This is a genomic window from Lentzea miocenica (assembly GCF_033949945.1).
Lineage (GTDB): Bacteria > Actinomycetota > Actinomycetes > Mycobacteriales > Pseudonocardiaceae > Lentzea > Lentzea miocenica.
This window is the reverse complement of record NZ_JAXAVW010000005.1, coordinates 155012-181245: the sequence shown is the minus strand read 5'-3', so window position 1 is coordinate 181245 and position 26234 is coordinate 155012. Positions and strand designations below refer to the sequence as shown.

Here is a 26234-nt window from a genome sequence, read left to right as displayed (position 1 = left end):
TCGGTCATCCGGCCCGTCGATCAGCCAGCTGCACGACGTTCGGTGAACGCTCGACCCGCACCCGGCCGCAAGACGCCACCAGGTAGCCGACACCGCGCACCGTCTGGAGCACATCCGCCGCGGAGCCGAGCTTCTGCCGCACCCGCCGCACGTGCACGTCGACCGTGCGGGCGCCGCTGTAGTTGTCGTTGACTCCCCACACCGCCGCCAGGAGATCACGGCGGCGGTGCACGCGGTCGGGGTGCTCGCACAGGAACAACAACAGTTCGAACTCCAGCCGGGTGAGTTCGACGGGCGACTCCCGAACGAGAACTTGCCGTGTGTGCGGCAGGATCCGCACGTCCACGTCTTCGATCGCGGCCTCGGTGGCGTCCACCAGGCCGGCGTCTTTCAACGCGCCGAGGAGCCGGAGCGCGGTTTCCTCGTCGTCGGTGTCGATGGTGATGCTGAACCGCATGGCTTTCTCCCCCATCAGGTCTTCGGCAGACCCTGCGGATTGATCTCGGAGGTGGGCACGGCCTCGTCCGAGAGACCCCAGCGCTTCAGGACCTCGGCGTACTTGCCGTTCGCGATCAGCTGGTTCAGCGCTTCCTGAACGGGCGCCACCAGGCCGTTGTCCTTCTTCGTGGTCACCGCGATCTTGCCCTGCACGGACGCGCCGCCGGAGAAGTTGCCGATCACCTCGGTCTGGCCGGACGTCGCCGCGTGGTAGGCCGAGGTGGGGTTCGGGCCGAGGTAGGCGTCGATGCGCCCGGACTGCAGCGCGAGGTAGTAGTCCGAGGAGTTCTGGAAGTACTTGATGTCAGTGGCTTTCAGACCGGCGGCCACGTTCTGGGCGCTCCAGTCGACCAGGATCTTCTCCTGGTTGGTGCCGGACGTCACGGCGATCACCTTGCCCGCCACGTCCTTGGGCTCCTTCACCTTCCAGCTGCCGCCCTTCTTCGCTTCGAACGCCAGCGTGTCCAGGCGGTAGGTGGCGAAGTCGTACTTCTCCTTGCGCGCCTCGGTGACGGTGATGTTGGACAGGCCGAGGTCGAACGCGCCGCTGTCCAGGCCGACGAAGAGGTTCTCCCAGGAGGCGACCTCCAGCTTCGGCTTGAGGCCAAGCACGTCGGCGACCAGGGAGGCGATGTCGGTCTCGACGCCGATCACGGTCTTGTCGTCGGTGGCGTAGAACCGCAGAGGTGGTGCTGTGCCGGCGGATCCGCCGATGGTCAGCTCGCCCTTTGTTCGGAACTTCTCCGGCACCTTCGAGGCGATGTTGTCGTCCTTCTGGGCCGTGACGCGGTTCTGCTCCGGGCTCAGGTTGACGTTCAGGGCACCACCGCTGGAGGCGGGCTCGCTCTCGGCTGTTCCGCAGGCGGCGAGGAGCAGAACAAGAACGGCGAGAAGTGGTTTGCGCACAACAATCTCCTTCTAGAGGACCTTGGAAAGGAACGCGCGGGTGCGTTCGTGAACCGGGTGGTCGAGCACCTCGCCGGGGGTTCCCTCTTCGACGATCGCGCCCTGGTCGATGAACACGATCCGGTCGGCCACCTCGCGGGCGAAGCCGATCTCGTGCGTGACGACGACCATCGTCGTGCCGGAGCGGGCCAGGTCGCGGAGCACGTCCAGCACCTCGCCGACCAGTTCCGGGTCCAGCGCGGAGGTCGGTTCGTCGAAGAGCACGACTTTCGGGTGCGTGGCGAGGGCTCGTGCGATCGCGACGCGTTGCTGCTGGCCGCCGGACAACTGGCGCGGGTAGGCGTTCTCCTTGTCCGCCAGGCCAACTCGGTCCAGGAACCGCCGTGCTTCGGCCAGGTCGGCTACCTCCGCCACGTTCTCCAGTGCCGTGAGGTGCGGAAACAGGTTGAAGTTCTGGAACACGAACCCGATGTTTCTGCGCTGTTTGAGCACGTCGCGTTCCTTGAGCTCGTACAGCTTGCCCCCGCGCCGCCGGTAGCCGATCAGCTCACCGTCGACGGCGATGAACCCGCGGTCGACCTTCTCCAGGTGGTTGATCGTGCGCAGCAACGTCGACTTGCCGGAGCCGGACGGCCCGAGGACCACCACGACCTCGCCGGCCTCGACCTCCAGCGACACCCCGCGCAGCACTTCGAGTGTGCCGAAGCTCTTGTGCACGCCCAGAACCTCGATCATCGGCGGTCTCCTCGCGCGAAGTACCGCTCGACGTAGTGCTGACCGACCGAGAGCAACGTGGTCAGGATGATGTACCAGACGGTCGCGACCATGAGCAGCGCGACGACCCGCGCGTTGCGGCCGTAGATCACCTGCACCTGGTAGAACAGCTCGCCGATCGCCATCACCGACACCACCGACGTGCCCTTGAAGAGGCTGATCACCTCGTTCGCGGCGTTCGGCAGGATCGCGCGCATCGCCTGGGGCAGCACGATTCTGCGGAACTGCCGTCCCTTCGGGATGCCCAGCGCGGCCGCGGCTTCGAGCTGGCCGGGGTCGACGGAGATCACGCCGGAGCGCACGATCTCGGCGGCGTAGGCGGCCTGGTGCAGCGCCAGGCCGAGCACGGCGGCGCCCATCGGGCTGATCAGCTCGACGGTTTCGAAGCTCACGAACTCAGGGCCGAACGGGACGCCGAGCGAAAGCCGCTGGTAGAGGTAGGAGATGTTGAACCAGAACAGCAACTGCACGATCAGCGGGATCGACCGGAACGCCCAGATGTAGGTCCAGCCGACCGCCGACAGGAACGGGCTGCGCGACATCCGAAGGATCGCGACCACGATGCCGAGCGCGAACCCGATCACCGTACCCAGCACGGTCAGCAAGATCGTGGTGCCGACGGCGGTCAGGATCGACTGGGCGGTGAAGTACCGGGCGAACGTCGGCCAGTCCCAGCCCGGGTTGGTGACCAGGCCGTGCACGAACTGGGCGGCGAGCACCAGCACCGCGACCACACCGACCCAGCGCCACGGGTGGCGGGCGGCGACGACCGGTGAGGAGACCAGATCCTCTGATCTGTCCTTTGAGGACACGATGGTGAGCGTGCCGGAAGAGGGCATGGCGCATCCTTGAAGCCGGGCGGGATGAGGGAGGGCGAGAAGTCAGCCCGTACAGGCGGCGCTGGACACGCGGCCGTGGTCGATGTGCCTGCGGGAGGACAGAAATAGAGCGAAGACCATTCCTGCCCTCCCTTCCCTGCGCTCCGATGAGAGCACTTGCAGAACGAGGCTCACGTTAAGGAGCGCCCCGTTGCCTCGGCAAGGACGTCCACGTGCTGAACAACTATCGGATACCGAGGTGATCCCGCAGGGTCTCACCGGTGTAGTCCGCGCGGAACACGCCGCGTTCCTGCAACAACGGCACAACGGTGTCGGCGAACTCGTCCAATCCGCCCGGCGTCACGTGCGGCACGAGGATGAACCCGTCCGCCGCGTCCTGCTGCACCAGGTCGTTGATCTGCGTGGCGACGCTCTCCGCCGACCCGATGAACGTCTGCCGCGCGCTCACGTCGATCACGAGGTCCCGGATCGACAGGTTCTTGGCGGCGGCCTTCTCCCGCCACTCCCGCACCGTGGCCGCCGGGTCCTTGAACATCCGCACGCTCGCGCGCCCCTTGGCGATGGTGTTCTCGCCGGTCAACGGCTCGACGTCGGGCAACGGGCCGTCCGGGTCGTAGCTGCTCAGATCGCGGTTCCACACCTGTTCGAGGAACCGGATCGCGGTCGCACCACTGACCTGCTGACGCCGCACCACGGCCGCTTTCTCCTGCGCGTCCGCGTCGGTGCCGCCCAGCACGAACGTGGCGGCGGGCAGCACCACCAGCTGGTCGGACGTGCGGCCGTACTTCGCCAGCCTGCACTTCACGTCGCGGTAGAACTTCTGGCCGGCCTCCAACGTCCCGTGCCGCGAGAAGATCGCGTCGGCGGTGGCGGCGGCGAACTCCCGGCCCTCCTCGGAGTCGCCGGCCTGGAGGATCACCGGACGGCCTTGGGGCGATTTCGGGACACCGAACGTGCCGCTGATGTCGAAGTGCTGGTCCTTGTGCTCGAAGTCGCCGACACCCGTGTCGAAGAGCTTCCAGGCCATGCGCAGGAACGATTCCGCGCGCGTGTACCGGTCTTCCTGGGCGAGGAACCCGCCGCGCCGGAAGTTCTCGCCGGTGAACGCGTCCCACGAGGTGACGACGTTCCAGGCGGCGCGCCCGGCGGAGAGGTGGTCGAGCGAGGCGAACTGCCTGGCCACCTCGTAGGGTTCGTTGAAGGTGGAGTTGATCGTGCCGGCCAGCCCGAGGCGGTCGGTGACGGCGGCCAGCGCGGCGAGCACGGTGAACGTGTCCGGCCTGCCGACCACGTCGAGGTCGTAGATCAGCCCGCCCTGCTCGCGCAGCCGCAGTCCCTCGGCGAGGAAGAAGAAGTCGAACTTCGCACGTTCCGCCGTCTGTGCCAAGTGGACGAACGACTCGAACTCGATGTGGCTGCCGGCCTGGGGATCGCTCCACACCGTGGTGTTGTTCACGCCGGGGAAGTGCGCGGCGAGGTGGATCTGCTTGGTCATCTCGCGCTCCTTCAGGCGAACTGGTTGGCGGGCTTGGCGAGACCGAGGTGGCCGCGCAGGGTTGAGTGCTCGTAGGCGGTGCGGAACAGGCCCCGCTTGCGCAGTTCGGGCACGAGGCCCTGCGTGATCTCGCGCAGGTCGGCGTGGAACCGGAACCCGGCGAACCCTTCCGCCTGCCACGCCAGCAGTTGGTCCGGGTCGGCTGTGCCGTCGACATCACGGAAGACACGTTCGCCGGGGGTGTCCGCGAACACGATGTCGGCGAAACCCGGTGTGGCCGCGGCGATCGGCGGGTGGCCCTGGGGCGGGCGGGGCGTGATCGACGGGCCGCGCACCTTGAACCAGCGGCCCTCGAAGTCGATGTGGTGCAGCTTGTCGCGGTCGATGAACCGACCGGTGGCAACGTCCCGGATCTCGGCGCCGTCCTCCCAGCTGTCCCACAGCCGTCGGAGCACCTCGGCGTAGTCGGAGGCCTCCTCCCACAGGTCGCCCAGGTTGTCGCGACGGCCGAAGTGCTTGGCGTGCAACGGATCTGGCGCGATCTCCAGCTGGACACCCGCCCGGCCCTCGCTCACGTGGTCGAGCGTCGCGATCGCCTTCGACAGGTGGAACGGCTCGGTGTGCGTGACGACGGCCGTTGGTACCAGGCCGATTCTCGTGGTGAGCGGTGCGACGCGGGCCGCGGTCAGCACCGCGTCGAGGCCGGGTTCGCCGCCCAGCGAGTCGTCGAACGTGACGAAGTCGAGCGTCGCCTCCTCGGCCTCGCGCACGAGCCCTGCCCAGTGCTTCGCCGTGAACACTTCGTCGCCGGTCGCGCGCAGTGCGACGGCCAGGTGCAGTGGTGACCCCACCGGTCCCCCTCTCGTCGGGTCCTCGCATTCTGTGCGCGGTTCGGAGGTGGCTGCCGAGGCGGTCACTGGGTGGGACAACTCGCCGGGCCGGGAATATTTTCGTGGTCGCGTTTCCAGGTTGCCTTGACGTGTGCGTCAAGGTTTAGCGTTCCTGCCATGAGGATCGGCGAACTGGCCAAGCGAGCCGGCACCACCACGCGTGCGCTGCGCTTCTACGAGTCGCAGGGGCTGCTGGAAGCGCAGCGCACGTCCAACGGCTACCGCGAGTACGACGACCACGACCTGCGGCTGGTCCGGGAGATCCAGTCGCTGCAGGCGGTCGGCATGTCGCTCGAGGACACCCGGCCGTTCGTGGCGTGCCTGCGCGCGGGGCACGAGTCGGGCGACTCGTGCCCCGACTCGCGGGAGGTCTACCAGCGCAAGCTCGCGGAGGTGGACGAGTGCCTGGAGCGGCTCCAGGCCGTCCGGGAGTTCCTGCTGGCCAGGCTCGCCTTTCAGGATCCGTGCCTCGTGGCCGAACCCAAGGAGTTCCAGTGCAGCTGACCGACGTCACCTTCGCGGAGAGCACGAAGACCGGCACCGTGCTCGTCGAGTTCTGGGCGCAGTGGTGCGGGCCGTGCCACATGCTCTCGCCCGTGCTCGACGAGATCAACCGCGAGCGCGACGACCTGACCGTGCTCAAGATCAACGCCGACGAGAACACCGCCACCGCACGCGACTACCAGGTCATGTCGCTGCCGACGATGCTGCTGTTCCGCGACGGCGTGCCGATCCGGCAGATCGTGGGAGCGCGCCCCAAGTCGCGGTTGCTTGCCGAATTGGATGACGCGCTGAGCGCGTGAGCCGCTTATCTTGGGCGCATGCTCGGTCTTGAACTCGTAGTGGTGCTGGGCGTGTGCATTCTGGCGAGCAGTGTCGTGTCAGGACGGTTGCGCCTCGCGGCCCCGGTGTTGCTGGTCGTGTGCGGCGCTCTGCTCGGTTTCGTGCCGGCCCTGGAAGAGGTCAGCCTCCCGCCGGAGGCGATGCTGCTGATCTTCCTGCCCGCGCTGCTCTACTGGGAGAGCCTCAACACCTCGCTGCGGGAGATCCGCAGCAACCTCCGCCCGATCGTGCTGCTCAGCACGTTGCTCGTGCTCGCGACGGCAGCCGCGGTCGCGTCGGTCGCCCACGCACTCGGCCTCGGCTGGGGCCCGGCGTGGGTGCTCGGCGCGGCCCTCGCGCCCACCGACGCGACCGCCGTCTCCGCGATCGCGCGGGGCATGCCGCGCCGGACCACGACGATCCTGCGCGCGGAGTCGTTGATCAACGACGGCACCGCGCTGGTCATCTACGCGATCGCCATCGCCATCACGACCGGCGAGCAGCAGTTCAGCACCGGACGCGTCGGCCTTCAGCTGCTGCTGTCCTACGCGGGCGGCGCGGTGGCGGGGCTGGCGATCGCGTGGCTCGCCGTGCAGGTGCGCAAACGCCTGGACAGCCCGCTGCACGAGACCGTGGTCAGCATCCTGACCCCGTTCGCCGCCTTCCTGCTGGCCGAAACGGTCCACGGCTCCGGCGTGATCGCGGTGGTGACGTGCGGCCTGACGCTGGCGCGGGTCGGCCCGCGGATCGTGCCCGCCGACACCCGTCAGGTGAGTTCCGCTTTCTGGGGCATCGCGACGTTCCTGCTGAACGGCGCCCTGTTCGTCCTGATCGGACTCCAGGCCCACAGTGCGATCCGGTCGCTGGACGGCGGCGAGATCCTCACCGCGTTCGGCGGAATCGGCCTGGTGGCGCTGACCGTGGCGGGCACCCGGCTGCTGTGGAGCTACACGACCCCGTACATCATCCGCGCGATCGATCGCCGCCCCCAGCAACGACTCCGGCGCGTGGGTGCGCGACAACGGCTGGTGTCGTCGGCCGCCGGGTTCCGCGGCGCCGTGTCGCTGGCGGCGGCACTGGCGGTGCCCGAGACGGTCGTCGGCGGCGCGCCTTTCCCGTTCCGCGAGGAGATCATCCTCATCACGTCCGGTGTGGTCGTGCTGACGTTGATCGTGCAGGCGCTGATGCTGCCGTCGATCATCCGGTTCTCCCAGCTGCCGGAGGACACGGCGCTGGACGAGGAGCTGCGGCTGGCGCAGTCGACGGCGTCCGAGGAGGCCTACGAGGCGTTGCCGCGCCTGGCGGACAAGGTCGGGGTGCGCGACGTCGTCTACAAGCGGGTGCTGGCCGAGTACGAACACCACATGGAGGTCATGCGGGCCAAGGAGGCCGGTGACGAGGAGGTCGCGGCGTCCGAGGTCGAGTACGCGGCGTTGCGGCTGGAGCTGATCTCGCACAAACGGGCGACGGTGGTGCGGCTGCGCGATGAGGCGGCGATCGACGACATCGTGTTGCGGACCATTCAACGGCGGCTGGACGTCGAAGAGGTGCGGCTGTCGCGGCGTGAGGTCGAGGAGGACTGACATAGGCTCGGTCGCATGATCGTCAGAAACCGCGTGCTGGGCAGGATCGCCGACCACCTCGCTCAACAACGACCTGGACATCCGTTGCGGGTGGCAGTCGACGGGATCACGGCATCCGGCAAGACGACCCTCGCCCGTGAGCTGACGGCTGCTCTGGCCGAACGTGGACGAACGGCAGCGCACCTGTCGATGGACGGGTTCCACAACCCACGGGTGGTCCGGCATCGGCTGGGACGGGACTCGGCGGACGGGTACTACGCCGACGCCTACGACTTCGCGTCCTTTGAGCGGCTGGTGCTGGAGCCGCTCGGGCCCGGCGGGGATCGGAAGTACCGGCAGCGGATCATCGACCTCCGCTCGGACGCACCGATCGACGAACCGCCGGTCGAGGCTCCGGAAGACCTGGTGCTGGTCGTCGACGGCAGCTTCCTGCAGCGGGAGCTCACGTGGGACGAGGTGGTCTTCGTCGACACGCCGTTCGAGGTCGCGCGGGAGCGTGGGACGCGCAGGGACACCGAGTTGCTCGGAGGGCTGGAGCAGGCCAAGCGTGCCTTTGACCAGCGGTATCACGCCGCCAGCCGCCGGTACCTGGACGAGGTCGGACCGGCCGTTCGGGCGACGATCGTGCTGGGAAACGCAGACCTCGCGGACCCGGTGTTGCGGCGGATCGGCGGCCCGGCCGGCGCGGTGGTGAACCTGTTCTCGTACGGGACGTTGCAGACGCCGTCGGTTCAGCTAGAACACTTCGGCCGGGAGCTCAAAGGCGAGCAGGACCTGCTGCCGGGCTTCCGGCAGGACTGGGTGACGATCACCGACCCGGCCGTGATCGCGGTCAGCGGGACGGACCGGCACCCGATCGTCCGGCACACCGGCGATCCCGCCGACACGACCGCGGGCACCGTACTCGAGGTGACGACGGAGGAGCTGGCCGCCGCCGACGTCTACGAGGTCGACGACTACCGGCGGGCGCTCGTGCGGCTCGGGTCGGGCGCGGACGCTTGGGTGTACCTCGCCCAGCGGTGAGACCGTTCACAGGGCGGAGCTGGCTAGGTGAAGCGGTTGCGGAGGAAGCCGGACCTGCTCTGGCCGAACTTGTTCATGGCGAAGATGGTGTAGGCGGTGTCTCCTCGGTCGGTCCACGCCCGGACCAGGCCGAGGTTGCTCGTCAGGCTGATCAGCTTCCGGAACGTCGTCTGGTCGTCGCGGAACTGCGGGGCCGGAACGTGCGCGTGGGCGGCGCCGAGGAGCTCGACGTGCTCGGCCAGACGACGCCTGGCCGCCTCCCTGTCGTCGTGGTAGAGGTCGTCGAGCGCGCAGAACGTGATCTCGCTGGTCCGGAGGCCTACCGCGTGCGCGAACACCGTTTCGGCGGCGATCGTGGTGTCGGGGCCGAGGTCCACGACGTGCCGGCGGTTGTCTCTGGCGACGGCGTCCACGTACTGGACCGTCGCCTGGCCGAAGCCCGTCCAGCCGGCCGGGGCCCGCACTTCCAGGACGACCCAGTACGTCTCGTCGAACGCCAGGTCGGGCGCGAAGATGCGGATGCCGTCGTCCTCGGTCACCAGATCGGGCAACGACTCGACGCCGATCTCGTCACGGGCGCGGTGTTTCGCGGCCGCCACATCCCGTTCGACGCGGGCGCGGACGGACGGGTCGGTGATCAGGTCGTGGCCGTAGAGGTGCCACGCGGTGACGTTCGCGTCGAATTCGATCTGCAGCTGGACGTTGATGGCGGCGAGGTGTTCGCGCCTGGCCAGATCTTCGGCGAGGTTGAGGCGCACGTCGTCGGCGTTGGTCACCAGCGTGCAGGAGCCGCCCGTGATGCCGGCCAGCGCTTCGAGCTCACGCATCCTGGCCTCCCTGCCGAACCCGAAGCAGGACAGGGTGAGGTTGCCGCGGATGCGATCGGCGATGTTGCGGCGGATGGTGATCCAGTCGCGCTCGCCGGAGTTCGGGTCGCCGTCGGAGAACAGGTACACGCAGTTGACCATGTCCGTCCGCGAGTGCCTGGCGATCTCGTCGATGCCGTAGAGGACGCCGAGGTTGATGTCCGTGCCGCCGTACGCGGACAGCCCGGCCACGACGACGTCGAACTGGGTCGTGGAGATCTCCCTCTTCGGTGTGGCCTTGAGGCACGTGCGGACCTGCGTGTCGAAGGTGACGATTCCCAGGATGTCGGTGTCGCGCAGCTGGGAGTGGAGCTCACGGATCGCCGCCTTCACGGTGTGGAGCTTCGAACCCTCCATCGAACCGCTGGTGTCCACCACGAACACGAAGTTCGCCGGCAGAGGTTCCCTGGTCGACGGTGCGCCCAGGGGAATCTCACCGGTCCGCAGAGCCAGTTCAACGAAATGGGTCGTGTTGCTGTTGGCGCAGAAGTTTTGCTTAGTCGCGCACGTGCCATAGCTGACGGCTATGGCCTCACCGGTTGTCGGCACGGGAATTCCCGAAGGATCCGACGAGATGAAATCGTCGAACCGGATCTGTGTCTGATCGATGAGAACCCCGTGATCGATCAGGTCCGCGATGCCGAGGGTGGCCTTGGTGCCGAACGCGTTGTTGCGCCGGATGAACAGGCCGCTGCGAGGAAGTGGATCCTGACCGCTGGCGCCTGACCGGAGGTCGAAAGACGGCCAGTCGGGGGCGTGGGCGTCGATGGGAACAACCCTGTCCTCGCTCGAGTCGGCACCGATCGTCGGCGGACTGATGCCGTTCTGCCGGTCGGCCGTCGAGTCGTCGATGATCCAGATCTGTCCCGACGGGCCGCCATAGACCGCTCCCCCGCCATCAGGCGCCGCGTTTCCGGCTGCCGGAGGAGCCGCCCTGCCACTGGCCGGCTGACCGCCCATCATGCCGGCACCCGCCTGACCAGACGCCATGCCGGCCGCGGCCTGACCAGCACCCAAGTTGCCGGCTGCCTGGCCAAAGGCTCGGCCGGACTCTGCGCGGCGAGCCGCCAAGCCAGACGCGGCTTGCCCACGGGGAGAGTCGTGGCCGGCCTCGACGCTCTGGGTCTCCGCGGGGGCAGGCTCCCGACTGGGCCGAAACCACTCCCGATCCACATCCGGGCGCTCGTCGGCGGGCAGGTGGTCCACCGGAACCTGCAGGTTCTCCAGCGTCGGGCATTCCTCCACGTATTCGTCCGGGCCAATCACCGACTGCTGTTCGGCGCGGTGAAAATCCCACAGGTCGTCTTCACGTCGTGCCGGCCAGAGGCGACGCCAGACGACAGCGCCAACAAGCAAAATGGCGACAACAACGAGCACCAGGATCCAGACGATGTCCATGACTTTGCCCCTGCAGACGATCCCGACGAGGTCACAAAGTAGCAGTCTCCCCCGCGAGCCGGTAGCCGATTCATGGCGACCTGGAATTGTCAGCCAAATGGCAACGAATTGCGCTAGGAGACCAGCGAAAGGCCCCGGCGAACAGGTTCCTGAACAGTGGCGGGCTCGGCCGAGGGAATGACGACCTCCTCGCCGCCGATCTCCCGCGTGATCCACGCCCCGGACTCCACCATGACCTTCAACGTGCGGACGTCCATCGCGTTGATGCGGCCGTAGTACCACTCGTCGGTGGCCAGCGAACCCATCCGGTCGCCGAGGCGCTTCTTGATGCCCAGAACGCGCTCGAACAACGTCTTGACCAAAGCCGCACGGTCGAAGGGGCCTTCAAGGCCCGTGCGGATGCGGTCCTCGATACCGCGCGGCACGCCCTCGGAGTCCGGCATCAGCATGGTGGTCCAGGCGCGCGACTTCTCGCGGTACTGGAGCTGCTGCATGATGCCCTCGTGCTGGGCGAAGTCGGCGGCGCGGAAAGCCGAGCCGCGCCAACGCTTCTGCAGGTTCACGGCCAGCGACAGGGCGCTCTTGAGGCCCGTGTTCAGGCCGCGGCCCGGCCAGAAGTGCAGCGAGTTGGCGGCGTCGCCCAGGAGGAACCCGAAGGTCGACGGGGCGAGCTGGGCGGTGAACTTCGACATCTGCTGCATGCCGAGCGTGAACGAGTTGATGCCCACGACGTCCGCCGCGCCGACGCCGAAGAAGCGCAGGCCGTCCAGGATTCGGGGCCACAGGTAGGAAAGCTTGTCGACCGACGGCTTGAAGACGGCGCGGTGGCGGTCGCAGACGAAACGGGTGCCGGACGGCCGCATGGTGCAACCGAACTTCCCGATGCACGAGATCGGGCCGTTTTCGCCCAGGGCCACGATTTCGGAGGCTTCCTCGGCGGTCAGGCGCATGTTGATGAAGCCGCCGCCGAGCGAGTTGAAGAGGAACCTGTTCTGCGCCACGGTCAGCGGAACGGTGTGCTCGTCGGGAACCTTGGCGGTCACGCGGATGCCCAGGACGCGCTCGTCCAGCGGAGAACCGTCCACCGAGAACAGTTCGCGGCTCGGGGTGCCGAAGTGGGACGACAACGAGTCGCGGGTCGCGGACTTGGCGCCGTCGGCGATGGCGAGGACGTGCAGGCCGTCCCAGCGGTCCGGCTTCACGTACGCGGCGGGGACCAGTTCGATGTTGTAGACGTCCTGGGCCATGTCCAGGAGGGCGTCCTCGATCCAGCGGATCTTGATGTTGCGCGGGCGGCCCTTGGACTCCGGGGAGTCGGGGCCCAGCGGCCACATCTCGGAGAACTTGCCGGGCGTGAAGAGGCGTTGGCGCACCTCGGAAGGCAGGGCCGCCCAGACGTTGCTCTGGAGCGTCACGACCTGCTCGCGGCGGTTGTTGCCCTCGGCGGCGCCGCGCCAGACGACTCGGTCGCCCTTGCGCATCCAGCGGCGGTCGTGGATGCGCACGGACACCTGGTCGCCCAGCATCGACTTCAGGGTGCAGGCGAACGCCAGGCCGACGGGGCCGCCGCCCGCGACGTCCACCCGCAGCGGGGTGGACCTGCGCAGCGGGACCACCTGGGCGCCCTGGCGCGGCAACATCACCGTTGGCCCGACCTTGCCCAGCAGTACCGTCTTCTCGTCCATGACCCGTCCCCTCGATCCCGTTCGACGGCGGGAACACGTGCTGAGACGGGCGATGGTTCAACGGTTTTCGAGGAAGTTTTTCCACGCGGTCGAAGTGAAGGTCAGGACGCCTCCGGCCGGGTTCTTCGAGTCACGAACGAGTGCGTCGTGGGCCAATGACACCTCGACGCAGTCCCCGTCCTCCGATCCACCGCTGTAACTGCTCTTACGCCAGGTCCTGTCCTGAGTCATCGAGTTCCTCTCGCGGTTGGCCGACGTATGCCGCCAGCTTGCTCCGCGATTGTTCCTCATCCAAGGCGACCTCAGCCAAACGGTCGAACAGCAATCGTGTCCTGACGATCACACCGGGATCCTGGACGAAGACCTTCGCCAGATCGGTCTCGACGAACACCACCGGCATTGCCCTCTCGTACTCCCACAACGAGCAACTCGACGCGATCAGAGCCGCGTCAGCGGGGATGATCCGGATCATGTGCGCGTTGAACAGCAGCTTGAGGTGCTGATCTTCCATGATCCGGTCGTCACCCATGCGGGTCCGCAGCGCGTGCTCATGGATGTAGAACAGGCAGGTCGGCCGATCGTGTCGCCGCAAGAGCGCTTGGCGCTCCGTTCGGAACTGCACGAGGGCCGGGATTCGCTCCTCAGACACCAATCCCGCTGCCCGGTACACCGCGTCGGCGTACTCCGGCGTCTGTAGAAGACCCGGCACGGCTTGCGCGTCGTATCGAATGATCTTCTTTGCGGTGGACTCGGCCATAGCGAGTGTGCGCAGGTTGTCCGGCACCTGGACGATGTACTCGTCGAAGGCGTTGCGGTACTTCCGCTTGAAGTCCTCGTAGAAGTCGATGTCCTTGCCGCACATCGACAGGTACTGCACCAGGTCGACCTCGCTGGCGCGGTACTTGCCGGTCTCCAGGGTCGAGAGCTTGCTCGGATCCCAGCCGAGCCGGACGGCGAGCGCGGCACCGGTCAGGTCGGTGCAGCTCTCCCTCAGCTTGCGCAGCTCTTCGCCCAGATCCCGGCTGTACGCGGTGGATGGAGTGGTCGTGGCCATGGTTCGACGTTAGGGCTTGCTCCCCGAGCAATTAAGGTGCTCGTTCGGGTGAAAACGGCCGCGCTGATCTTCAGCGCACTGCCAGGAAACTCGCAGCCGCGCCACAGCTTCGAGGACGACCATCCCTGGCCATGACTCGACGTCGCAGATCCTTGTTGATCAACGGACTGCTGGTGGTGGTGCTCCTCGGCGCCGGTGTGGCCGGCTACCTGGTGTTCTTCGGCTCCTCCGGCAGTGCCCAGCCCACCGCCGCCCGCACGGCCGCGGCCGCGAACCGCGACGTCAGCGAGACGGTGACGGCGTCGGGGACGGTGCAGAGCTCGTTCAGCGCCGCCGCGTCGTTCGGCGCGAGCGGCACGGTCACCGAGGTCAACGTCAAGGTCGGCGACGTCGTCACCAAGGGCCAGCAGCTCGCGAAGCTCGATCCGACGCAGGCTCAGCTGCAGGTCGACATCGCGCAGGGCAACCTGAACGCGGCGCTGGACAAGGGCACCGGCACGACGGCGTTGCTCACGGCGTACCGGCAGACGCAGCTCGCGCTCCAGCAGGCGAAGGACAACCTGGCGGCCACCACGCTGACCGCGCCCGGCGACGGCACGATCACGTCGGTCACCGGGTCCGTGGGGCAGAAGGTGGGTTCGGGCAACTCGTCCAGCAGCACCAGTTCGACCACGAGCACCACCACGGCGACTACGTCCGGGTTCGTTGTCGTCACGGACCTGAAGAACCTCGTGCTGCACGCGAACGTCTCCGAGTCCGACGTCAGCAAGCTCAAGGCCGACCAGGCGGCGTCCGTCACGGTCAACGCGATGTCGACGCAGCCGATCCAGGCAAAGGTCACCCAGGTCGACCTCACGCCCACGACCTCGAACAACGTCGTGCAGTACGGCGTGACGCTGACGCTGACCGAACCGCCGGCGGGGCTGCGGCCCGGCCAGTCGGCGAGCGTCGAGGTCACCGTCAGCTCGGCGACCAACGTCCTGGCGGTGCCGGCAGCGGCGGTGCAGACGGTGAGCGGCGCCAGCAGCGTGCAGGTGATGGAGAACGGCGCGGAGACCCGCAAGACCGTCGAGATCGGCGTGCGCGGCGACCAGTACGTGGAGATCAAGTCCGGGCTGACCGCCGGTGAGGAAGTCGTGCTGCCGCAGGTGACCACGTCGACCAACCAGAACCGTCAGCAGCAGCAAGGCACTCTCCCCGGAACCGGCACCGGCGGCCAGCGCAACGGCGGCGGCTTCACCGGGACCGGTCGATGAGCCCGGTCATCGAGGTCAGGAACCTCCGCAAGACGTACGGCTCGGGCGACACGGCCGTGCATGCGTTGCGAGGGCTCGATCTGACCGTCGAGAAGGGCGAGTACATCGCGATCATGGGCGCGTCCGGGTCGGGCAAGTCGACGTTGCTCAACATCCTCGGGTGCCTCGACGTGCCGACGTCCGGCAAGTACCTGCTCGACGGGATCGACACCGGCGAGTTCGACGAGGAACAGCTCTCCCTGCTGCGCAACAGGAAGATCGGGTTCGTCTTCCAGTCCTTCAACCTGGTGCCGCGCACCACGGCACTCGCGAACGTCGAACTCCCGCTGGTGTACGCGGGAGTTCGACGTACCCAACGTCGTGAGCGCGCGCTTGCCGCTCTCGATCTGGTCGGTCTCGCGGACCGCACGCATCACCGTCCCAACGAGCTGTCCGGCGGCCAGCAGCAGCGCGTCGCTATCGCCCGTGCGCTCGTCACGTCGCCCGCGATCGTGCTCGCCGACGAGCCGACCGGAAACCTCGACACCGAGTCCAGCCGCGAGGTCCTGGGCATCCTCGACCGCCTGAACGCGAGCGGCCGCACGGTTGTGTTGATCACGCACGAGGACGAGGTCGCCTCCCACGCCATGCGCACGGTTCGTGTGGTGGACGGCAGTGTTCCAACGGGCGGGGTCGCGGGGGTGCTGGTGTGAGGCTCTTCGAAATCGCCGCGTTCGCCGTGCGCGGGTTGACCGCGAACAAGATGCGTTCCGGGCTCACGACGCTGGGCATCCTGATCGGTGTCGCGTCGGTGATCCTGCTGATCGCGGTCGGCAACGGCGCGTCCAGCGCGGTGCAGCAGAGCATCGCGGGGCTCGGCACGAACATCCTGACGATCAGCCCGCAGCGCGCCCAGCCCGGCAGCACCGTCAAGCCGCTGACCACGGCGGACGCGGCGGCGCTGGTCGGTACCGACTCCCCCGACGTCAAGTACGCGTCGCCGGTGGTGAGTGCGCAGGCGACCGCGGGGTACGGCACGACCAGTTACGCGATCAGCCAGTTCATCGGCTCGGATCCACGCTACTTCGAGACCACCAACAGCGGTGTCGCGCAGGGGAACCTGTTCTCCGACAACGACGTCCAGCAGGCGCGCAAGGTCGTCGTGATCGGCGCGACCGTGGCCACGCAGCTCTTCCCCGGCACCGATCCGGTCGGGAAGGCCATGCTGGTCAACAACATCCCGTTCACCGTCGTGGGAGTGCTGGCGGCCAAGGGTTCCAGCGGGTTGCAGGACGCCGACGACATGGCCGTGGCGCCGCTGACGACCACGCAGAACGCGTTGACCGGCTACGGCAGCCTCACCCAGATCGTCGTGCAGGCGCGGTCGGCCGACGCGTTGCCGGACGCTCAGGCCCAGGTGACCACGATCCTCAACGGGCGGCACAAGGTCACCGACACCGCCGACTACCGGATCCTCAGCCAGGACCAGCTGCTCACCGCGCGGACCGCGACGACGGAGACGTTCACCGTGCTGCTCGCGTCGGTGGCCGCGATCTCGTTGCTGGTGGGCGGAATCGGCATCACGAACATCATGCTGGTGACCGTCACCGAACGGATCCGCGAGATCGGCATCCGCAAGGCCGTCGGGGCGCCCCGATCGTCGATCCTCGGCCAGTTCCTGATCGAGGCGACGTTGCTGAGCCTGTTCGGTGGCTTCCTGGGCGTCGCCGCCGGGGTGATCGGCAGCCGGTTCACCATCGCCGGCATTCAGCCGGTGCTCGTGCCGTCGTCGGTGCTGCTGGCGTTCGCGGTGTCGGCGTTGATCGGCCTGTTCTTCGGCAGCTACCCGGCTTCACGCGCGGCGAAGCTCCGTCCCATCGAAGCTCTCAGGCACGAATAGGAGTTCGACGTGACCAGTCCTCTCGATCAGCCGCTGGAGAACGACATCTCGGCTGAGCTGAAGGAACGCAAGACCGGCTTCGGCAAGACCACGGTCGTCCTGGGTGTCGCGGTGCTCGCCATCGTCGCGTTCGTCGGCGGGGTGTTCGTGCAGAAGTCCTTCGGTGCCAGCGAAACCCCGGCCCGCCAGAACGTGGCTGGGCGTCAGTTCAACGGCACACCGCCCTCCGGTGCCCAGCAGCGGCCCAACGGCGGGAACTTCGGGCGCGGCACCATCGGCACGATCGACCACGTCGAAGGCACCACGGTCTACGTCAAGACGCAGAACGGCCAGATCGTCAAGGTGTCCACTTCGGACACCACGAAGGTCGAGGTCACGTCGGAGGGCAAGCTGGCCGACCTGAAGGCCGGCCAGCAGGTCGTCGTGCAGGGTCAGGCGGGTTCGGACGGCACGGTGACCGGGCAGACCATCACGCAACGGCCCGCCACCGGGTGATGCGGGATCAACGCGTGGAACGTGGCCGGTTGCTCGTCGTCGAGGACGAACCCAGCATCCGCGAGCTGCTGTGCGCCAGCCTGCGGTTCGCGGGGTTCACCGTGTCGAGCGCGGCGACCGGCGGCGAGGCTTTGCAGGCAGCGCGTTCCGAGGCACCGGACCTGGTGCTGCTCGACGTGATGCTGCCGGACCGCGACGGGTTCGAGGTGGTGCGGCGGCTGCGTTCCGGCGGCGTGCAGGTGCCGGTGCTGTACCTGACCGCGCGGGACAGCACCGACGACCGCATCACCGGCCTGTCCATCGGCGGCGACGGGTACATCACCAAGCCGTTCAGCCTGGAGGAGGTCATCGCGCGGGTGACGGCGGTGCTGCGCCGCACCCGGCCTGACCACGAGCGCGAGGCGTTGACCTGCGGCGATCTGTCGCTGGACGTGGAGAGCCACATCGTGCGGCGCGGGTCGCGGGTGGTGGAGCTGTCGCCGACCGAGTTCCGGCTGCTGCACTACCTGATGCGCAACAGCGGGCGGGTGTTGTCGAAGGCGCAGATACTCGATCAGGTGTGGTCGCACGACTTCGACGGCGACTTCGGGGTGGTCGAGTCGTACATCTCGTACCTGCGGCGCAAAGTGGACGCTTCCGAGCCGCGTCTCATCCACACGGTTCGCGGTCTCGGGTACATGATCCGCGCATGACGTTGCGCGTGCGGCTGGTGGTCGTGCTCGTCGCCCTGGTGGCCGCGGGCCTGTTCGGCACGTGGCTGATCGGCTCGCAGGTGATGGAGCGGTACCTGCTCGGGCAGCTCGACGCGCGGATCGACCGGGTGGCGTCGGCGCCGCGGCTGTTTCCCTTGCGGGAGAACGTCATTGTTCGGTCGCCGTCCGAGGTGCTGTCCGGAACGGCGTTTGAAGCCCTGCCCGGGTACGGGGAGCTGACTGAGGGCGAGCACGTTTCCGTGGGCTCGCATCGCATGGTGATGCGGCGGCTCGACGGGGCCGAGCTGATCGTGGCGACCGACCAGTCGGAGGTCGACAAGGCGGTCGACGACCTGCGGCTGGCGTTCCTGCTGATCAGCCTCGGCGCGCTGATCCTGGTGGGGATGGCCGGGTATGCGCTGGTCCGGGCTTCCACGCGAGCGTTGGAGGAGGTCGAACAGGTCGCCGGCGAGATCGCGGACGGTGATCTGTCACGACGGGTTCCGGTGCGACGGCCCGGTTCCGAGGTCGGCCGGCTGGCTTCGGCGTTGAACACCATGCTCGGGCAGATCGAGCGGGCGTTCGCGGTCCGGGTCTCGTCGGAGAACCGGATGCGGCAGTTCGCCGCTGATGCGTCGCACGAGTTGCGGACGCCGTTGACGTCGATTCGGGGATATGCGGAGCTTTATCGGCAGGGCGCGGCCACGGATGCCGCGGACGTCCTGAAGCGGATCGAGGACCACGCCGAACGGATGGGCCTGCTCGTCGACGACCTGTTGCAGCTGGCACGGCTCGACTCGGAACAGCCGCTGACTTTGTCCACAGTGGACCTGGTCGTGCTCGTCACCGATGCCGTCGTCGAGGCCCGCATGCGCGAGGCGGAGCGGACCGTGTCGTTGGAGCTGCCTGCCGAACCGGTGCTGGAGCAGGCCGACGAGGCGCTGATGCGGCGGATTCTGACCAACCTGCTCGACAACGCCGTGATCCACACGCCACCGGGGTCGCCGATCGAGGTACGGCTGACCGCGAAGTCGTTCGAGGTGCGCGATCACGGGCCCGGCATGACCGCCGAGCAGGCTTCGCGGGTGTTCGAACGCTTCTACCGCGTGGATTCCGCGCGTGGACCCGGCGGAACCGGGCTGGGACTCGCGATCGTGGCCGCGTTGGTCGCGGCGCACGGCTGGCGGATCGAACTGGACACCGCGCCGGGCGAGGGCGCGGTGTTCCGGGTGCTATTCGGGACGTGAGCGGTTGGGCCAGTCGCGTTCGTAGTGCTCTTCGGGGAAGTCGCTCGGGCTGGAACCGGTGGTGTATGCATGCTGTATTTCAGCTGCATACCGCTCGTTTCGCGCACACCACGGCGCGGCGGGGATGTACATGACGTTGCCCCATCCCTGCTGGTCCTGGACTGGCGCGACGCTGTGGATCAGGTCGCAGTGCCACCAGACCGAGTCACCGGCGCGAACATCTGGAATTCCCATTAGAGCCTCTAGCAACAGTGAGTGGTACTTATCATTGACCGGGAAGACCTGGTTGACGGTGACACCGCACATGTCGTCGTCCGGGACGTCGTCGAGCAGCGGGCGCAGCATCAGGTACGCCATCGCGCCGGGGATCGGGACGGTGTGCAGGACGCCTTGGTCGTGGTCCATGTCCGACAGCGCGGTCCAGCCCTGGAACGTGCGGAACACGGAGCACATCGTGGTTCCCGGGTACTGCGGACCGGTGGTGCGATGCGCGGCGTCCCACGGGTCGTACTGCTCGACCGTGCCGCCGAACAGATGCCGGAACGCCTGCTGGTACTCGCTGGTCATCCAGAGGTCGAGCGTGCCGGGGTCGAGGTGGGTGCCGAGGCCGTTCGAGTTCGCACCGGGCGGGCGCCTGCGAATTCGGTCCGGGTAGTGGACGTCGCGGTCCGGGTCGAACCAGCCTTCGTGCTTCCACAGGCCGTTCAGGAACTTCTGGACCGTGGCCATGCGCTCGTGTCGCCTGGCCTCGACCTGCGCCGGCGACCAGTAGATCGGGTAGATCTCGGGCTTCGAGCCGACGCTGCCGAAGAAGTCGTCGCCGGGACCGCGGTAGTTCTCGAAGAAGTTGTTGCTCTCGACGTAGTCCACAACGGACTTGTCCCAGGCCTGGGCCTGTTCGCGGTCGAAGTGGTTCCTCACGACCAGGCAGCCGCGGCGTTGGACCAGCTCTGCCGACGCCGTTCCGGCCTCGATGTCGGCGTAGTCGATCACCGGCCAGGCCTGACCCGCCTTGACGTCGTCGACCTCCTGCTGGATCTGCTTCTCGACGACCGCGAACACCTCTTCGACGGTCCGGCCTGATGCCTCGATGTTCGCCCGGATCGCCTTCTTGATCTCGCGGACGGCTTTCGGCAGGTCAGCGGGGGTTGTCTCCCAGTTCGGCAGCACCTTGACTCCTTCCAGTAAGGCCTCCTTACTTAGAACCATAGGCGTGTCGTCCCGTTGTAGGCAAGGCCTCTAACTAGAATGCGACGAGTGACCGCCAAGCCGTCCCAGGAACTGCTGCGCTCGCTCTCGGACGAGCACGTGCTGCGCGCGCTGATGTCCGCGCGGAAGCTGACGCGGGCCGAGCTGGCGGTGGAGACCGGGTTGTCCAAGCCGACCGTGGGCGAGTCCGTGCGGCGGTTGGTCGAGCAGGGTCTTGTCGCCGACACCGGCGAACGCACCCCTGGCGGGCGCGGCAAGGGCCGGGTCGGTTCGTTCTACAGCCTGGCTTCCGACGTGGGCGTGGCGTTGGTGGTGACGATCGCGCCGGCTGGCGTGACGGCCGAGTGCGTCGACGCGTACGGGGACGTCGTGACGACGGAGCATCACGCGATCGCCTCACCGGCGGAAGTAGCCGGGGTGTTGCCCGCGGTCGTCGCGGAAACCGTTGCGGCACAAAACGTCCGGCTGTGCACAGTGAGCGCGGCCGACCCCGTGGACCGACGGACGGGCCGCCTCGTCCAGTTGCCCGACTCCCCCTTCCTGGTGGGTTCGCTGGATCCCGTCGCGGTGTTGAGGCCGCTCCTGAACGGGCCCGTGATCGTGGACAACGACGTGAACTGGGCGGCACAGGCCGAGCACGCCGTTCTCGGGGTCGCCGACTTCGCCTACCTGTATCTGGGTGAGGGCTTGGGATGCGCGGTCGTGTCCGACGGCGAGGTGCGGCGCGGTCATGCGGGGCTGTCCGGCGAGATCTCGCACCTGATCACGGCCGGGCCGTCCGGCGCGATGGCGTTCATCGAGGTGTTCGGCGCGCTGGGGTTGCGACAGGCCGGGTCCACGGCGATCGACGTCGATCGGTTGCTGGCCGCGGACTCCCCGACGCTGGAAGTGGTGGCGCGGGCGGTCAGTGGTGTTATCACGGCGTTGGTGGCGCTCGCCGATCCCGCGGTCGTCGTGGTGGGCGGGCCGTGGGGACCGGCGTTGCTCGACGCGATCAGTTCCGCGCCCCGCCCCGTGTCCGTGGTGGCGGCTTCGGTCGCGGAACCGTCGTTGACCGGCGCGAGGGCCGAAGCGCTCGACCGGCTGCGGACGGCGCTCGTCGAGGCCTCCAGGAACTCCTAGCGGAGTGATGTTGGAATGAGTTCAGGCGGAGGCTTTCCTCGCTGCCCACACGGTGCGTTCGGCGCGCAGGCTGAGGTCGTCGCGGCGTAGGGCGCGTTCGAGGCCTTCCGGGTCGAGCCGCCTCCGGAGAACGAGGTGTGCGTAGCGTTCGACGGCGGGCGACCGTTCGATGTGGACGGTGACGGTGCGTTCGCCCTCCACGGTGAAGCCGGCGGCGGTGAGTTTCGGACCCCAGTCGGCGCCTCGGTGAGGGACGCGTTCGTCGTGGTGGTGTTGCTCGACATGGCTTTCGGGGGCGTTGTCCGGCAGGAACTTCGGCATGCCGGACATTTCGATCACCGCCAGGACGCCGCCCGGGGCCAGCGTGTCGTGGATTTGGCGCAGGGTCTGGTCGGGGTTGGCCAGGTGGTGCAGGGAGCCGGACGCCCAGACCAGGTCCGGGGTGCCCAGGTCCGGCCATTGCGTGTCGAGGTCGGCTTGGACCGTGTCGACGGTCAGGCCCTGTTCGCAGGCCTTGTCGTGGAGGCGTTTCAGGTGCTCGACCGAGGAGTCCACGGCGGTGACGCGGGCTTCGGGGAAGCGGGTCAGGAGGGCGAACGTGCCGGCGCCGGTGCCGCTGCCGAGGTCGACTACGTGGCGTGGGTTCGTAACGGGCAGCCAGTCGATGATGGACGCGGTGTGCTCGGCGAGGATCTCCGCGTCGAGTTCGAGGACTTCTGCCTGGTCGCCGTGGCCGTGCCCATGGCCGTGTCCGTGATCGCTCATGAGCCTCACGGTAGGTCGGCCGTGCGTCTGGTGCACGATCACTTGCGTATGAGGCAAGACGGTCGGTTCGCGGCGTGCCGTTCGCGCAAGATCAGGCCTTCTTGTCGGCGTTGTGGCCGCGGCGGGCCTCGCGGTCGAAAATGCCGAGGATCTCGCACGGGCCGCCGGCGGTGCCGATCGCGTGCGGCAGCATGGTCGGGAATTCGGCGGCCTGGTTGGTCTCGACGCGGATCCGGCGGTTGCCCAGCAGCAGGATCGCGGTGCCGGAGAGGACCACCAGCCATTCGCGGCCTGAATGTGCGCGCAGGGATGCTGTGGTGTCCGGTGGCGGGGGCGTCATTCGCTGGCGCATGACGGTCATGCCGGGTTCCGCCTTGATCGGCCACCGCATCGTGCCGTGCGCGCCGTCGATCATCGGGCTGACGATCACGTCGTCGGTGTCGGTCTCGACGAGCCGGTCGAGTGACGTGTCCAGGGCTCTGGAGAGGGTGACGAGCTGGTCCAGGGCGAGGCGGCGCTGACCGTTCTCGATGCGGCTGAGAGAGGACGGGCTGATCCGGGCGCGGGTCGCGAGTTCGTCCAGAGACCACCCCTGCGCGACCCGCAGTGCCCGGATCCGCTTGCGCACCAGGCTGTCCAGATCGCCGTCCTCTTGCGTCATGCGCACGATCGTATGCCTGAGCCGCAAGCGCTGCTCGTCAGTGCTGCTCGTCAGTGCTGTTCGGCGGCCATGAGCACGTCGAGCAGCTTCTGCGGTGCGCCGTCCTCGCCGAAGATGCTCTCGAGGATGCCGTCGGTGTCTTCGGCGGTCTCCGCGGTGCGCACGAACATGGCCTCCTCGTACTCGTGCAGCGCCGTTTCCACATCGGCGTGCGTGGCGAGGGCCTTGGCGAGTTCGGCGCCGTCCAGCATGGCCAGGTTGGCGCCTTCGCCGTTGGGCGCGGAAAGGTGCGCGGCGTCGCCGACCAGGGTCACGCCCGGCACGCGGTCCCAGCGAGTGCCGTCCGGCAGCATGTAGTGGGGACGCAGCAACGGCGGGGTGTCGGACTCGATGATCAACGCGGTCAGCTCCGGGGCCCAGCCCTCGAACTGCCGCGCGACCCGTTGTGCGTCGGTGAGGTCGAAGTCGAACCACTCCAGCGGCCGGACGAACTCGACGTAGGCGTGCAGGGTGTCGCCGCTCTCCCGGTGCGCGAAGATGCCTTTGCCCTGGGCCGGCACGAACATCGAGCCGCCGCCGACCGTCTTCGCGGCGACCGGGTGCTCGGTGTCGGCGTTGAACAGGTAGGTCTCGACGAACGACGTGCCGGTGTAGACGGGCGTCGCGTCGGTCAGCAGCCGCCGGACCTTCGACCACGCACCGTCGGCGCCGACCAGCAGGTCCGCGGTGACGGTGGTGCCGTTGGCGAACGTCACCTCGTTGCCTTCAACGCACGTCACCTTGTGGGCCCAGCGGACGGTGCCTTCCGGCAGCGAGTCGAGCAGCATCTGCCGCAGGTCGGCGCGCTGCACCTCGGGGCGGCCGCCGGTGCCGTCGTCGGGCTTGTCGAGCAGGACCGTGCCGTCGGACTCCAGAACCCGGATCGCCTGACGGCCTTCCAGGATCAGGCTCTGGAACTCGGTCATCAGGCCGGCGGCCTCGACGGCGAGCTGGCCGTTGTAGTCGTGGATGTCGAGCATTCCGCCCTGCGCGCGCGACGTCGGCGACTCCTCCGCCTCGTAGACGGTGGACGGGATGCCGTTGACGTGCAGCACGCGGGCGAGCGTGAGGCCGCCGAGGCCGGCACCGATGATCGTGACGTGCATTCGGGCTCCTTCTGATCGTGCCGCCCGGTTGGCGACAAGATCAGGCTCACCCGAGCCGCTGGCACCGATCGCACACGCGCCTGACAGCCCGCTGGTACGAGCTGTCAGTCACCACTCAGCGAAGCTGCCGTCGTCGTGCCGCCATACCGGCGACCGCCACGCGTGCCCGATCTCCGCAGCCCTCCGCACGGCCTCCTCGTCGACCTCCACGCCCAGGCCAGGCCCGGTCGGCCGGGCGATCCAGCCGTCCACGACCCGCACCGGCGCCATGTCCACCAGGTACGACGGGTCGGTGCCGTGGTAGTGCATGCCCGCGCTCTGTTCCTGGATCAGGAAGTTCGGCGTCGTGAACGCCACCTGCAGCGACGCCGCCAGCGAGATCGGCCCGAGTGGACAGTGCGGCGCGATCGACGCGCCGTAGACCTCGGCGAGCGAACCGATCCGGCGCAGCTCCGAGATACCGCCCGCGTGCGACGGATCGGGCTGCACGACGGCGACGCCCGCGTCCAGCACCGGTTTGAACTCCCAGCGCGAGAACAGCCGCTCCCCCGTCGCGATCGGCACCGTCGAGGCCTGGACGACCGATGCCAGCACTTCGGGCGGGAGTTCGGGCAGCACCGGTTCCTCGACGAACATCGGCTGCACCTCTTCGAGCATGCGCACCAGACGTCGTGCCATGGCAGGGGAAACACGGCCGTGGAAGTCGATGGCCAGATCGCCGTCGGGTCCCAGCGCCGCACGGGCCTCCCGCGCACGTTCCAGCACCGCCTGAGCCTCGGCAGGCGACGCGATCGAGCGCATTTCGGCGGTCGCGTTCATCTTCACCGCCGTGAAGCCTGCCTCGACCTGCCTGGCCACCGCGTCGAAGATGCCGTCGGGGCGGTCGCCGCCCACCCACGAGTAGGCGCGCACGCGGTCGCGGACCGGGCCGCCGAGCAGTTCGTGCACCGGCAGGCCGCGTGCCTTGCCGGCGATGTCCCACAGCGCGTGGTCGTAGCCGGAGAGCGCCGACGACAGCACCGGGCCGCCGCGGTAGAAACCGCCGCGGCGCAGGACCTGCCAGAGGTCCTCGACGCGCAACGGATCCTGGCCGACGACCAGCTCGGACAGCTCGTGCACTGCCGCGCGGACCGTCTCGGCACGGCCCTCGACCACCGGCTCGCCCCAGCCGCTCACCCCCTCGTCCGTGCTCACCTTGAGGAACAACCAGCGGGGCTCGACCAGGAACGTCTCGACCGCCGTCACCTTCATGAACTGTCCTTTGCCGCGGACCAGCCGCCGTCGACCAGGATCTCCGCGCCCGTCACGAACGACGCCCCCGGAGACAACAGGAAACCGATCACCGACGCCACTTCGGCCGGGTCGCCGAGGCGGCCGGCCGGGGTGGCTCGGGCACTGCGTTCCCGATCCTCGACGGACACCCGGTCCCATGCCGCCGTCAGCACGGGACCGGGCAGCACCGCGTTGATCCGGACGTCCGGCGCGTACTCGACCGCGAGCTGGCGGGTCAGCGCGACCAGCCCGCCCTTCGTGGCCGCGTAGGCGCCGTGGCCGGGGATGCCGAAGTGCGCGTGGACCGACGAGACCAGCACGACCGAGCCGCCGCGTTGCCTCAGTGACGGCAGGCAGGCTTGCAGACCGTGGAACGCGCCGCCGAGGTTGACCGCGAGCTGGCGTTCCCACTCGGCCGGCGTGGTCAGGTCCAGCGGGGCGACGGTGACCGTGTAGGCGTTGCACACCAACGCGTCCACGCCGCCGTCGCTCAGCTCCACCGCCCGTTGCCACGTCTCCGGGTCGCTGACGTCGCCTTTCACCGCCACGTCACCGGCGATGTCGACTCCGATCACCCGATAGCCGTTGCCGGTCAGGTGCTGTGCCGTGGCGGCACCGATTCCCGCTGCCGCACCCGACACCACCGCGCACTTCATGC

General features: G+C 68.2%; 28 protein-coding genes. 12 read left to right on the top strand and 16 right to left on the bottom strand.

Going from position 1 to position 26234, the window contains the following annotated elements:
* Positions 1-4: 4 nt before the first annotated feature.
* From SK803_RS08355 to SK803_RS08330, 6 genes are all read right to left on the bottom strand, one after another.
* Positions 5-457 (bottom strand): winged helix-turn-helix domain-containing protein, encoded by a 453-nt coding sequence (locus SK803_RS08355; protein WP_319965230.1) that lies wholly within the window; start codon positions 455-457, stop codon positions 5-7.
* A 14-nt stretch (positions 458-471) separates the two neighbouring features.
* The gene (locus SK803_RS08350; RefSeq protein WP_319965229.1) at positions 472-1404 is read right to left on the bottom strand and encodes an ABC transporter substrate-binding protein; all 933 of its coding nucleotides are present in this window, start codon (positions 1402-1404) and stop codon (positions 472-474) included.
* A gap of 12 nt (positions 1405-1416) precedes the next feature.
* Entirely contained in the window at positions 1417-2139 is a 723-nt protein-coding gene (locus tag SK803_RS08345) for an amino acid ABC transporter ATP-binding protein (protein ID WP_319965228.1), read from the bottom strand.
* Positions 2136-3017 (bottom strand): amino acid ABC transporter permease, encoded by an 882-nt coding sequence (locus tag SK803_RS08340; RefSeq protein ID WP_319965227.1) that lies wholly within the window; start codon positions 3015-3017, stop codon positions 2136-2138. Before SK803_RS08340 ends, SK803_RS08345 begins: the two co-directional genes overlap by 4 nt.
* Positions 3018-3240: 223 nt before the next feature.
* Positions 3241-4512, bottom strand: coding sequence for an NtaA/DmoA family FMN-dependent monooxygenase (locus SK803_RS08335; protein WP_319965226.1), 1272 nt, complete (start codon positions 4510-4512; stop codon positions 3241-3243).
* Positions 4513-4523: 11 nt separating this feature from the next.
* A complete protein-coding gene (locus SK803_RS08330) occupies positions 4524-5363 on the bottom strand; it encodes an LLM class flavin-dependent oxidoreductase (RefSeq protein WP_319965225.1) in 840 nt (279 codons plus the stop codon).
* A 156-nt stretch (positions 5364-5519) separates the two neighbouring features.
* Here SK803_RS08330 and SK803_RS08325 point away from each other — a divergent pair, with 156 nt between their 5' ends.
* From SK803_RS08325 to SK803_RS08310, 4 genes are read left to right on the top strand one after another with little or no spacing between them, the layout of a single operon-like run.
* Positions 5520-5906, top strand: coding sequence for a MerR family transcriptional regulator (locus SK803_RS08325; RefSeq protein WP_319965224.1), 387 nt, complete (start codon positions 5520-5522; stop codon positions 5904-5906).
* Entirely contained in the window at positions 5897-6205 is a 309-nt protein-coding gene (trxA, locus tag SK803_RS08320; RefSeq protein ID WP_319965223.1) for a thioredoxin, read from the top strand. The genes SK803_RS08325 and trxA overlap by 10 nt, the downstream gene beginning before the upstream one ends.
* An 18-nt stretch (positions 6206-6223) precedes the next feature.
* Positions 6224-7807, top strand: coding sequence for a Na+/H+ antiporter (locus tag SK803_RS08315; protein WP_319965222.1), 1584 nt, complete (start codon positions 6224-6226; stop codon positions 7805-7807).
* Between the two features lie 15 nt (positions 7808-7822).
* Entirely contained in the window at positions 7823-8830 is a 1008-nt protein-coding gene (locus tag SK803_RS08310) for a gamma-glutamylcyclotransferase (protein ID WP_319965221.1), read from the top strand.
* Between the two features lie 23 nt (positions 8831-8853).
* Here SK803_RS08310 and SK803_RS08305 read toward each other — a convergent pair whose 3' ends face one another.
* Entirely contained in the window at positions 8854-10713 is a 1860-nt protein-coding gene (locus tag SK803_RS08305; RefSeq protein ID WP_319965220.1) for a VWA domain-containing protein, read from the bottom strand.
* A gap of 84 nt (positions 10714-10797) precedes the next feature.
* Here SK803_RS08305 and SK803_RS08300 point away from each other — a divergent pair, with 84 nt between their 5' ends.
* On the top strand, positions 10798-11136 hold the full coding sequence (locus SK803_RS08300) for a hypothetical protein (protein ID WP_319965219.1): 339 nt from the start codon (positions 10798-10800) through the stop codon (positions 11134-11136).
* Between the two features lie 71 nt (positions 11137-11207).
* On the opposite strand, the gene SK803_RS08295 is transcribed toward SK803_RS08300, so the two are convergent.
* The 3 genes from SK803_RS08295 to SK803_RS08285 are packed head-to-tail and all read right to left on the bottom strand — an operon-like array spanning position 11208 to position 13833.
* Complete coding sequence (locus tag SK803_RS08295) at positions 11208-12779, bottom strand: hypothetical protein (protein ID WP_319965218.1); 1572 nt, start codon at positions 12777-12779, stop codon at positions 11208-11210.
* Positions 12780-12836: 57 nt separating this feature from the next.
* Positions 12837-13010 carry a DUF397 domain-containing protein gene (locus tag SK803_RS08290; protein WP_319965217.1) on the bottom strand — a complete coding sequence of 58 codons (174 nt, stop codon included), beginning with the start codon at positions 13008-13010 and terminating at the stop codon, positions 12837-12839.
* Positions 12985-13833 (bottom strand): helix-turn-helix domain-containing protein, encoded by an 849-nt coding sequence (locus tag SK803_RS08285; protein ID WP_319965216.1) that lies wholly within the window; start codon positions 13831-13833, stop codon positions 12985-12987. Before SK803_RS08285 ends, SK803_RS08290 begins: the two co-directional genes overlap by 26 nt.
* Positions 13834-13964: 131 nt before the next feature.
* On the opposite strand from SK803_RS08285, the gene SK803_RS08280 reads away from it, so the two are divergent.
* The 6 genes from SK803_RS08280 to SK803_RS08255 are packed head-to-tail and all read left to right on the top strand — an operon-like array spanning position 13965 to position 19402.
* On the top strand, positions 13965-15089 hold the full coding sequence (locus SK803_RS08280; protein WP_319965215.1) for an efflux RND transporter periplasmic adaptor subunit: 1125 nt from the start codon (positions 13965-13967) through the stop codon (positions 15087-15089).
* Positions 15086-15781, top strand: a complete 696-nt coding sequence (locus SK803_RS08275; RefSeq protein WP_319965214.1) for an ABC transporter ATP-binding protein — start codon at positions 15086-15088, stop codon at positions 15779-15781. The genes SK803_RS08280 and SK803_RS08275 overlap by 4 nt, the downstream gene beginning before the upstream one ends.
* Positions 15778-16968, top strand: a complete 1191-nt coding sequence (locus tag SK803_RS08270) for an ABC transporter permease (RefSeq protein ID WP_319965213.1) — start codon at positions 15778-15780, stop codon at positions 16966-16968. Before SK803_RS08275 ends, SK803_RS08270 begins: the two co-directional genes overlap by 4 nt.
* 9 nt (positions 16969-16977) lie before the next feature.
* Positions 16978-17463, top strand: a complete 486-nt coding sequence (locus tag SK803_RS08265) for a hypothetical protein (protein WP_319965212.1) — start codon at positions 16978-16980, stop codon at positions 17461-17463.
* Complete coding sequence (locus tag SK803_RS08260) at positions 17463-18155, top strand: response regulator transcription factor (RefSeq protein WP_406601498.1); 693 nt, start codon at positions 17463-17465, stop codon at positions 18153-18155. The genes SK803_RS08265 and SK803_RS08260 overlap by 1 nt, the downstream gene beginning before the upstream one ends.
* Complete coding sequence (locus SK803_RS08255; protein ID WP_319965210.1) at positions 18152-19402, top strand: sensor histidine kinase; 1251 nt, start codon at positions 18152-18154, stop codon at positions 19400-19402. The genes SK803_RS08260 and SK803_RS08255 overlap by 4 nt, the downstream gene beginning before the upstream one ends.
* Here SK803_RS08255 and SK803_RS08250 read toward each other — a convergent pair.
* Positions 19388-20572: a YbiU family protein gene (locus SK803_RS08250; protein ID WP_319965209.1), complete on the bottom strand. Its 1185-nt coding sequence runs from the start codon at positions 20570-20572 to the stop codon at positions 19388-19390. The two genes, SK803_RS08255 and SK803_RS08250, sit on opposite strands and share 15 nt — an antisense overlap.
* A gap of 87 nt (positions 20573-20659) precedes the next feature.
* Here SK803_RS08250 and SK803_RS08245 point away from each other — a divergent pair, with 87 nt between their 5' ends.
* Positions 20660-21733, top strand: coding sequence for an ROK family transcriptional regulator (locus SK803_RS08245; RefSeq protein ID WP_319965208.1), 1074 nt, complete (start codon positions 20660-20662; stop codon positions 21731-21733).
* Between the two features lie 21 nt (positions 21734-21754).
* On the opposite strand, the gene SK803_RS08240 is transcribed toward SK803_RS08245, so the two are convergent.
* The 5 genes from SK803_RS08240 to SK803_RS08220 form a co-directional block, all read right to left on the bottom strand.
* Positions 21755-22498: a class I SAM-dependent methyltransferase gene (locus tag SK803_RS08240; protein ID WP_319965207.1), complete on the bottom strand. Its 744-nt coding sequence runs from the start codon at positions 22496-22498 to the stop codon at positions 21755-21757.
* A gap of 91 nt (positions 22499-22589) precedes the next feature.
* Positions 22590-23159, bottom strand: coding sequence for an XRE family transcriptional regulator (locus tag SK803_RS08235; protein ID WP_319965206.1), 570 nt, complete (start codon positions 23157-23159; stop codon positions 22590-22592).
* 50 nt (positions 23160-23209) lie between these two features.
* Positions 23210-24304: an FAD-dependent oxidoreductase gene (locus SK803_RS08230; RefSeq protein WP_319965205.1), complete on the bottom strand. Its 1095-nt coding sequence runs from the start codon at positions 24302-24304 to the stop codon at positions 23210-23212.
* Between the two features lie 108 nt (positions 24305-24412).
* On the bottom strand, positions 24413-25555 hold the full coding sequence (dgoD, locus tag SK803_RS08225) for a galactonate dehydratase (protein ID WP_319965204.1): 1143 nt from the start codon (positions 25553-25555) through the stop codon (positions 24413-24415).
* A complete protein-coding gene (locus tag SK803_RS08220) occupies positions 25552-26232 on the bottom strand; it encodes an SDR family NAD(P)-dependent oxidoreductase (protein ID WP_319965203.1) in 681 nt (226 codons plus the stop codon). The genes dgoD and SK803_RS08220 overlap by 4 nt, the downstream gene beginning before the upstream one ends.
* Positions 26233-26234: the final 2 nt, after the last annotated feature.